This window comes from Actinoplanes sp. ATCC 53533 (genome assembly GCF_003947245.1).
This window is the reverse complement of the sequence record NZ_QHHV01000157.1, coordinates 1-9275: the sequence shown is the minus strand read 5'-3', so window position 1 is coordinate 9275 and position 9275 is coordinate 1. Positions and strand designations below refer to the sequence as shown.

7 protein-coding genes are annotated in these 9275 nt (G+C 68.9%); 4 read left to right on the top strand and 3 right to left on the bottom strand.

Annotated features, from left to right (window positions below; all coding sequences use genetic code 11):
* Together DMB66_RS41570 and DMB66_RS41565 are read left to right on the top strand one after the other, a co-directional pair.
* Positions 1-3753: polymorphic toxin-type HINT domain-containing protein (locus DMB66_RS41570; RefSeq protein ID WP_255441236.1), on the top strand; the 3753-nt coding region annotated here is incomplete at its 5' end.
* An 89-nt stretch (positions 3754-3842) separates the two neighbouring features.
* A complete protein-coding gene (locus DMB66_RS41565) occupies positions 3843-4094 on the top strand; it encodes a hypothetical protein (RefSeq protein WP_125809629.1) in 252 nt (83 codons plus the stop codon).
* 70 nt (positions 4095-4164) lie between these two features.
* Here the strand turns inward: DMB66_RS41565 and DMB66_RS41560 are convergent, their stop codons facing one another.
* The 3 genes from DMB66_RS41560 to DMB66_RS41550 form a co-directional block, all read right to left on the bottom strand.
* Positions 4165-5778: a glycoside hydrolase domain-containing protein gene (locus DMB66_RS41560; protein ID WP_125809628.1), complete on the bottom strand. Its 1614-nt coding sequence runs from the start codon at positions 5776-5778 to the stop codon at positions 4165-4167.
* A gap of 108 nt (positions 5779-5886) precedes the next feature.
* Complete coding sequence (locus DMB66_RS41555) at positions 5887-6390, bottom strand: methylated-DNA--[protein]-cysteine S-methyltransferase (protein WP_125809627.1); 504 nt, start codon at positions 6388-6390, stop codon at positions 5887-5889.
* Positions 6387-7802, bottom strand: a complete 1416-nt coding sequence (locus tag DMB66_RS41550; protein WP_125809626.1) for an AlkA N-terminal domain-containing protein — start codon at positions 7800-7802, stop codon at positions 6387-6389. The genes DMB66_RS41555 and DMB66_RS41550 overlap by 4 nt, the downstream gene beginning before the upstream one ends.
* Positions 7803-7881: 79 nt before the next feature.
* Here DMB66_RS41550 and DMB66_RS41545 point away from each other — a divergent pair, with 79 nt between their 5' ends.
* Complete coding sequence (locus DMB66_RS41545; RefSeq protein WP_125809625.1) at positions 7882-8571, top strand: hypothetical protein; 690 nt, start codon at positions 7882-7884, stop codon at positions 8569-8571.
* A 104-nt stretch (positions 8572-8675) separates the two neighbouring features.
* A partial coding sequence (locus tag DMB66_RS41540; protein ID WP_148112808.1) for a helix-turn-helix domain-containing protein occupies positions 8676-9275 on the top strand: 600 nt, incomplete at its 3' end.

Sequence of the window (9275 nt, the reverse complement as noted above, 5' to 3'; positions counted from 1 at the left end):
GCGGACCACCAGACCGAGACCAAGTACCTCCCGGCCGAGGGCGGCCCGGTCACCGGCATGTCCGTGACCAACCCGCTCGGCCAGTCCACCACCTCGACCGTCGACCCGGCCTTCGGCCTGGTCACCCAGACCAAGGACACCAACGACCAGCGCACCGCCCTGCGGTACGACGCACTCGGCCGTCTGATCAAGGTCTGGCTGGCCGGTCGTACGGTCGACACCGACGTGCCCGACATCGAGTACGTCTACTCGATCCAGACCGACAAGCCGGTTTCCGTCATCACGAAGACGCTGACCCCGAACGGCGGCGTCCGTAGCTCGTACGCGCTGTACGACGGTCTGCTGCGGCCGCGCCAGAACCAGGAACCGTCGCCGAACGTCGGCCGGATCATCACCGACACCCAGTACGACTCGCGCGGCCTGGCCGTGGAGCAGGCGGGCCCGTTCTTCAACAAGGAAGCGGCCGGGACCACGCTGGCCGACACGTCCTCCGCCGAGGGCAAACTGCCGCTGACCCAGACGATCTACGACGCCGCGGGCCGGGCCAAGGAGGAGATCTTCAAGGTCGGCCAGACGGAGCAGTGGCGTACGTCGACTGCCTACCACGGTGACCACACGGACGTGACGCCGCCGAAGGGCCAGACCCCGTCGACGACCTACACCAACGCCCAGGGCCTCACCACCCGCCTGCTGGAATACCACGGCGCCAAGGCCGAGGGCGCGGCGGACACCACGATCTACAGCTACGACAAGGCCGACCGCCTCAAGCAGGTCCAGGACCCGGCCGGCAACCTCTGGAAGTACGGCTACGACCTGCTCGGCCGCCAGACCAGCGCCAGCGACCCGGACGCCGGCGACAGCACGACCAAATACAACAAGCTGGACCAGGTCGAGTCGACGACCGACGCCCGCAACCGCACGCTGGCCTACACGTACGACGAGCTCGGCCGGACCAAGCTGCTGGAGGAGGTGCCGGCGGCCCCGGCCACCACCAGGACGAAGCTGGCCTCCTGGACGTACGACGCGGCGATCCTCGGCAAGGGCCGGGCAGCGACCGCAACCCGCTGGGTCGGCACCAACGCCTACACCTCGACGATCTCCGAGTACGACGTGGCAGGCCGCCCGAAGGCCACCTCGGTGACCATCCCGGCGTCGGAGAACAACCTGGCCGGCACTTACACGGCCAAGGCCACCTACAACATCGACGGCAACCCGGAGACAGTCACCAGCCCGGCGGCCGGCGACCTGACCGCGGAGACGCTGCGCTACGGCTACAACTCGCGTGGCATGTCGACCTTCATCACCGGCGCCTCGGGCTACGTCCGCGACACCACGTACTCCGACTTCGGTGAGGCTCTGCAGTACACGCTGGGCACCAGCACGGCGAGCAAGTACACCTGGCTGACCCAGGCGTACGAGGAGGGCACCCGCCGCCTGCAGAACGTCCGCGTCGACCGCGAGGCGGTGACGGGCACCGACACCAACGCGACGTACGCCTACGACGCGGCCGGCAACATCACCAGCATCGCCGACCAGCCCAACCAGGCCGGCACGAAGGCCGACGTCCAGTGCTTCCAGTACGACTACCTGCGTCGGCTGACCGAGGCCTGGGCGCAGGCGACCACGGCATGCGCGGCGACGCCGGTGGAATCGGCGCTCGGTGGCGCGGCTCCGTACTGGCAGAGCTTCAAGTACGACGTGTCCGGCAACCGGACCGAGGAGACCACCCATAAGACGGTCTCCACGGGCACGGACGTCAGGAAGGTCTACTCGCCGTACGGCAAGGGCGCCCAGCCGGCGCACGCGGTCAAGCGCACCGACATCACCAGTACGACCGCGGGCAAGGCGGTGACCACCGCCGACACCTACAAGTACGACACCGCGGGTAACACCACCGAGCGCAACTTGTCCGGCAAGCCGGGCGAGACGTACCGGTGGGACGCGGAGGGCCGGGTCTCCGAGGTCCTCAAGGCGGGGGTGGTCGTGGCGTCGTTCGTCTACGACGCCACCGGCAATCGCCTTGTCCGCCGAGACATCGCCGGCAAGGCGGTGACCCTGTACGTGGGCAGCATGGAGCTGAGGCTGGACACGTCGACGGCTGACGTGAAGACCCAGAAGGTGACGGCGACCCGCTACTACAGCTACGCCGGCATGACCGTCGCCATGCGGACCAAGGCCGCGGTCAGCTGGCTGGCCGGCGGCCAGAACGGCACCGCCGAACTGTCGATCAACGCAGCCGACTCGAAGGTGGTCCAGCGGCGCACCCTGCCGTTCGGCGGCGTCCGTGGCAGCACCGGGACCTGGCCGGGAGAGAAAGGCTTCGTCGGCGGCACGAACGACGCCACGACCGGCCTGACCCACCTGGGCGCCCGGGAGTATGACCCGGCGACCGGCCGGTTCCTCTCGGTCGACCCGGTCATCGACTTCACCGACCCCCAGCAACTGAACGCCTTCGCCTACGGCCGGAACAATCCGTTCGCGTTCCCGGACCCGTCCGGCATGTGGTGGGGCTGGAGCAACACCGGCCACCTGGCGCTGGACGTCATCGGCCTGGTCCCCGCCTTCGGTGAGGCCGCCGACCTCATCAACGGCGTCTGGTACGCCGCCGAGGGCAACTATGTGGACTCGGCGCTATCGTTCGCTTCGGCGATTCCGATCGCGGGCTACGGGGCGACCGCGGTCAAGGGCGCCAAGTACGCCGACGAGGCCATCGACGCGGTCGACGTCGCCGTAGACACCGCGAAGTCGGCTGACAAGGCACAGGACGCAGCCAAGGCCGCAGACAACGTGGTCCCGCCGGCCGCACCGAAGGCGGCGACCCCGCCGAAGCCGGACCCGCCGGCCAAGGCCAAGGACGCACCCTCCGGGGCCAAGGACACCACGCCGACGAAGAAGTCCGACGGCGATACTCCCGGCGGCGACAAGGGCGACGGCGCAGGCGGTGGCAAGAAGAGCTGCGAGGACAACAGCTTCGTGCCCGGCACGCTGGTCCTGTTGGCGGACGGTTCGACGAAGAACATCGAGGAACTGAAGGTCGGTGACGAGGTTCTCGCCACCGAGCCGGCCACCGGTAGTGCGGCGGCCAAGCCGATCGAGAAGACTATCCTCGGCGAGGGCACCAAGGATCTAGTGCGGGTCAGTGTCGACGTTGACGGCGACCGTGGGTCCCGCGAGGAGACGATCACCGCTACCGCCGGCCACCCGTTCTGGGTCGCTTCGTTGCGAGAGTGGGTCACGGCAGAGGGCCTTTCCGTCGGTGGCCTGCTGGTCACAGCGGCAGGAACGCATGTCCAAATCACTGCTCTACACCGGTTCCGGGCTGCTGACCAGCGTGTCTACAACCTCACCGTCTCTGAAATCCACACGTACTATGTACTCGCCGGCAATACGCCGGTGCTCGTACATAACTGTGGATCCACGTACGACACGTTGAAAGCTGACGCCAATGACTCGTTCGACGGGGGGAAACTCTCGAACGTGGGGCGAGCGCTCAGCAAGAAGTTGGGCCGGCCCGACGAAAAGGCGGCGTGGGAGCACACGAAGCCTCAGCATGGAAATCAGGAAGGCCTCAGCAATGCTGGGCGGGACTTCCTCGATGACCTGTTCAAAAATCCGGATATGCAGGCAGGTATCGAAAGAGGTCGTGGACTTGACGGCTCATACCAGAATTTGATGTCATTCAGATTGCCGGGTAGAGGCGGCATTGGCGCCCGGTTCCAGCTGGATGGTAAATTTGTCGGTCTGGTTACCTGACGAACCTGTGGGTGACGCCCTACGTTGACGGATTGCGCGTCCGGGCAGCCATGACTGCCCGGACGCGTCTTAGGTGCGAGGTTTCTGCCGTGCAGGTGGTCGGTCCAGATGGTGTTGAAATAACAATCACCAGCGTGTCCGGTGCTGATTTCAGTTCCGTTGAGGCGATTGGTGAAGACGCGCGCCATCGCCGTTTCGAAATTGCGGTGACCTGCTACGACGACGATGGCGAGCGAGAGTTCGTCAGCACCACGGGGGAGATCGATCGCGAAATCCTGCTGTGGGTGATCGACTACTGCGGCAGAGTCTTGAAGGGGTCTACTCCCTCCTCGTCGGAATAGCGGGTGTGGCGGAGCGGACCGGTAGCCGGCCACGCACTTCGAGCGCGTGGCAGCGCCGCGGTCAGACAGCTCAGAACAGCGGCGAGCGGCCCTTATACCCCGTAGCCAGCCGGACGCTGGTGACGAGAGTCTTGCCGTTGCCCCGGTAGAGCATCAGGCTGCCGGGCGTCTTCAGGACCGCCGCCACGTCCGGATAGCCGTCCCGGTCGAAGTCGCCGACGCCGATCAGGTCGCGCTTGTTGTTCCAGCCCGTTCCGATCTGCTTCTTGGCGCCGAGGGTGCCACCCTTGCGGCCGGGGAAGAGGAACAGCTTGCCGGTCGAGCTCTGGCGGGCGACCAGGTCCGGGTAGCCGTCCCGGTTGAAGTCCGCGACGCCGGCCAGCTCGCTCATCGTGTTCCAGCCACCCTTGGCGATCCGCTTGGCCTTGCCCAGCTTGGTGCCCTTCTGGCCCGGGTAGAGGTAGAGGTCGGCGCTGCCGGACTGGTTGGCGACCAGGTCGGGGTAGCCGTCCTTGTTCAGGTCGCCGATCGCGGCGATCTCGCGCATCTTCTTGAACTTCTTCCAGAGCAGCTTGCGGGTGCCCAGCGAGCCGCTGCTGCGGCCCGGGTAGAAGTACAGGTCGCCGCTGGCGGACACGCGCGCTACCAGGTCGGTGTAGCCGTCGCGGTTCAGGTCGCCGATCCGGACGATCGAGTTCATCGACCCCCAGCCGCGGCCGATGCTGCGGCGGGCCTTCTCGTCGGCGTAGGTGCCGTTACCCGGGTAGAGGAACAGGTTGCCCGTGCTCGACGTCCGCGCCAGCACGTCGGACCAGCCGTTGCGGTTGAAGTCAGCCAGCTTGGCGGCGGGCAGCGGGGCGAAGTCGACCAGGTTGCTGTCGATGTTTATGGTGACGCCGCCCCAGGTCTCCTTGTGGTCGCCGATGTACTGCTTCATCCGGCGGTGCGGCGACCAGTAGGAGGCGGGTAGCCCCGCGTCGGAGAGGGTGGCGACCTTGTCCCAGCGGGCGAAGTCCAGGTAGTCGGGGCGGACATAGCCGGGGGCGGCGTAGTTGGCGACCTGGTCGGCGACCCCGGACCCCATGCTGCTGTAGAAGCCGGACAGGTAGCCGAGGTCGTGCAGCTTGGCGCTCCAGGCACCCATGAACGCGAGGACGGCCTTGCGGCAGGCGGCGTCGTTGGTCTGGTACGCCTCCATGTCGTAGATCAGCGTGCTCTGCGCGGCCAGGCCGAGCGCGCGCGCCTGGGCGACGGCGTCCTGCGCGGCGGCGGCACCCTGGGTGGCTGCCTTGGAGTTGCTGATCAGGTTTTTCTTCTTCGTCGTGGTGCAGGCGGCCTGCGGCCCGACGTAGAGCGGGATCAGGTGCCAGCCGGCCGCGACCTGGGTGCGTACCCATTCGGCGGTGAGGTTCTTCTGGGTGCAACCCCGGTTGTTGCCGCCGATGTAGATGCCGATTCCCCGGTAGGGCGACGCCTTCCGCCACGCCGCCATGCTCGCGCTGGACGGTGCCGTGCAGGCGTCGAAGGCCTTGCCCGAGAAGGTGCCCGGCTGCACGGTCGCCGTCGCGCTGGCGGTGATCTTCGCGTCCGCCTGGGCGAGGGTCAGCGTCGAGAGCAGGAGGACCGCGGCGCCGAACGCCACGCGGACGACTCGCTTGCGATGAATCGGCGCCAGTTTGCGCATGAAGACCTTTTCTTGGGCCGGACGACAGGGGACGTCCGACCTAAGCAAAAGATCAAGACGGCAGGCACCGCCGAACAGCCGATACTCGGTGCCGAACAGTCATTCCCATCACTGCATCGGGCCGCTTTCGTGCTCCAGTAGCCACGTCTTCACGCCCAGTCCCCAGCGGTAGCCGCGCAGCGTCCCATCCGTGCCGACCACCCGGTGGCACGGGACGAACAACGCGACGGCGTTGCGGGCGCAGGCCGCCGCCGCGGCCCGGATCGCGGCCGGCCGCCCGGCCAGCTCGGCGTACCCCGCGTAGGTCAGCGGCGAGCCCGGCTTGATCTCCCGCATCACCTGCCAGGCGTGCGCCGTGAACGGACCGCCGGTCCGCTGCTCGACCGGCACCGCGTCCAGCGCGGTGAGGTCACCGTCGAGATAGGACCGAACCACGGCGCCGATCGCACCCGCGTCGGCGGCGGGCCGCGTCTCCTCCCGCAGCTCCGGGTGTACGAGGGTGAGCAGCGCCGGCACGTCCGTGGTGAACCCGCTGGCCCGCACCGCCCCGGCCGAGCTGACGACGTAGGTGAAGGGTCCGGTGGGAGTGTCGAGGGTCGAGTGCCACATCATGCTGATCTCCAAAGTCTCATCAGGGCGTAGGAGCGCCAGGGCCGCCAGCGTTCGGCGTGCGCGGCCAGCGCCTTGGGGGAGTCGGGCAGGCCGAGCGCCCGCGCGCCGCGCCGGACCGCCACGTCGGTGGGCAGCAGGACGTCGGGGTCGCCGATGGCCCGCATGGCCACGTAACCGGCGGTCCAGTCGCCGACGCCGGGCAGTTCGAGCAGCCGGGCGACGGATTCCTCGCGATCGGCGCCCGGTTCGAGGTCGAGCTTGCCGTCCGCGACGGTCTGGGCCAGCGCCCGAATGCTCTCCCTGCGGGCGGCCGGCATCCGGAACGCGGCGTCGGGCAACTCGGCCACGGTCTCCGCGGCGGGGAAGCCGCGCAGCTCACCGGGGGCGGTGGGGGTCAGCATCCGGCTCAGCGTCTGGCGGGCCCCGGCGACCGAGACCTGCTGGCCGACGATCGCGCGTACCGCCAGCTCGAAGCCGTCGACCGCGCGCGGTACCCGTACCCCCGGCTCGGCCCGCACCGCCGCAGTCAGCGCGGGATCGGCACCCAGCATGCCGTCGACGGCGACCGGATCGGCATCCAGGTCGAACAGCCGCCGGCAGCGGGCGACCGCGGGCGCGAGATCGCGGACGTCCGCGAGCCGCAGCGTCGCGGCGACCCACCGGTCGGCCGGCGTGAGCGCTACGGTCGCGCTCCCGTGCGGCAGATTCAACCCCCGCCGGTACGTCGTGACGTCGCACTCCTCGATGCCGGGCAGGGCCCGGGCGGCCAGGAACCCGAGCAGCGCCCCGGCGTGCAGGGGCGCCCGGAACGCCAGCCGCAAGCTGATCGTGCCCGCCTCCGGCTGCCGGGCGACCCGGCGTTCCCGCAGCGCGCTCGGCGATCGCGCGTACACCTCGAGGATCGTGTCGTTGAATTGCCGCACGCTGCCGAAACCCGCGGCGAACGCGATCTCGGCCAGGCCGAGATCGGTCGTCTCGATCAGGATGCGCGCGGTCTGCGCGCGCTGCGCCCGGGCCAGTGCCAGCGGGCCGGCGCCGAGCTCGGCCGTGAGCAGCCGGTTGAGGTGCCGCTCGGTGTAGCCGAGCCGGCTCGCCAGGCCGGGCACGCCGTCGCGGTCGACGACGCCGTCGGCGATGAGCCGCATGGCCCGGCCGACCAGGTCGGCCCGCAGGTCCCATTCCGGGGATCCGGGCGCCGCGTCGGGCCGGCACCGGCGGCAGGCGCGGAAGCCGCCCCGCTGCGCGGCGGCGGCGCTGGGATAGAAGGTGACGTTCTCCCGCTTGGGCGTGATCGCCGGACAGGACGGCCGGCAGTAGATTCCGGTGGTACGGACCGCCGTGTAGAACCAGCCGTCGAACCGCTGGTCACGGCTGTCGACGGCCCGGTAGCACCGTTCGAAGTCCAACTCCATGCCACCGAGTCTGCTCCCCGGAGGGCGCCATTGGCTGGCGGGATTCGGACATGACCGTGCGGCCCGTATGCTTCCGGCCGTGATCACTGCGAGGCAGAAGCTGTCAATCGGCTCCCCACCCGCGCAGAAGGCGTTGGGCGTGGTGTTCGGTGCGTTCTTCGCGGCGGCCGGTGCGGCGTTCGCGCTGTTGCCGTTCGTGGTGGACGGCTGGCTGCGGAATGCGTTCCGCGCGGACGAGTCCTGCCCGACCGCCTCGGAGATCTCGGGCATCCCGCCGGAACTGCTGCCCCCGTCGGTGCGCGAGTGCGTGTCGAACGGCAGCTGGTTCAACGACGGTGCCGGCTTCGGCCCGATGCGCCTGATCGGCCTGATGGGCATCCCGTTCCTGCTGGTCGGGCTCTATCTGGCGCTGAGTGCCCTGCGCACGGCGGCCTGGCTGGAGGGCACGAAGGCGACGGTGCGCGGGGCGCTCCGCACCCGCACGGTGGACCTCGCGACGGCGACGGTCACCGCGGGCGCGCGGACCTACCGCCGCAACCGCGAGACGACCCGCGAGTTCACCGAGCGGGTGCCGACGCTGACCGCCAAGGACCCGTCCGGGACGAGCGTCACCATCCCGCTGCACGGGGTGGGGATGGCGCAGCTCCCGTCGGCGGAACTCCGGGCCCTGGCCGACGCGATGACGGCGAATCAGGACCGCGACGCCCGCAGCGTGGCTATCCAGCTCCGCACCATGGCCGACAACCCGCTCGGGCTCAGCAGCCGCTGAACTTCAGTCTCGCGCTGAAGCGGGCTGCGTGTTGTCCGCTTTTTAGGTAGTCTACGCCGGGTCAACTTCAGTAAATGGCTGAAGTTCGTACTGAAGGAACGGCGATGACCGACCGCGGCGAACAGCTCGGCGAGCGCCTGCGCGGGCTGCGGTTGGCCGGCATCGCCGGCCAACCGGTTTTGCAGAGCTCGGTCGCCCAAGCCTTGCAAAAAAGTGTTCCGCTGATCTCGTCCTGGGAAAAGGGCAAGGCGATGCCGTCGGAGGAATGGCTGCACGCCTACGCCCGGTTCTTCGCCACCCCACGTTCGTTCGTCGACGGCCGCCCACGGCTGCTCCCGTTGGAAGATCTCCGGGGCGACGAGTTGGACCGCTGCGAGCGCCTCTTCCAGGAGTTGCTGGAGCTGCGCTCCGTGCCGAAGGCCCCCGACGACTCGATGGTCCGTTCGCCGTGGGAAGGCATGTGGCACTTCGCGGACCGGTCACCGATCACCGTTGTCTGCGCCGGCCTGCCCGTCGAGCTGCGCCCGAGCCAGGCTCTCTCCACGCCGGAGAGCCCGGACTATGTCGCGCTCGACGCCTACGCCGACCTCGACGCGCTGCTGGAGCTACACAGCCACGTCTATGCGGCGAACCCCGGGGTCAGCGTGCACCACACCCTGTCCGACGGGCTGACCAGTGAGGACGTCACCAATCACCTCGTCCTT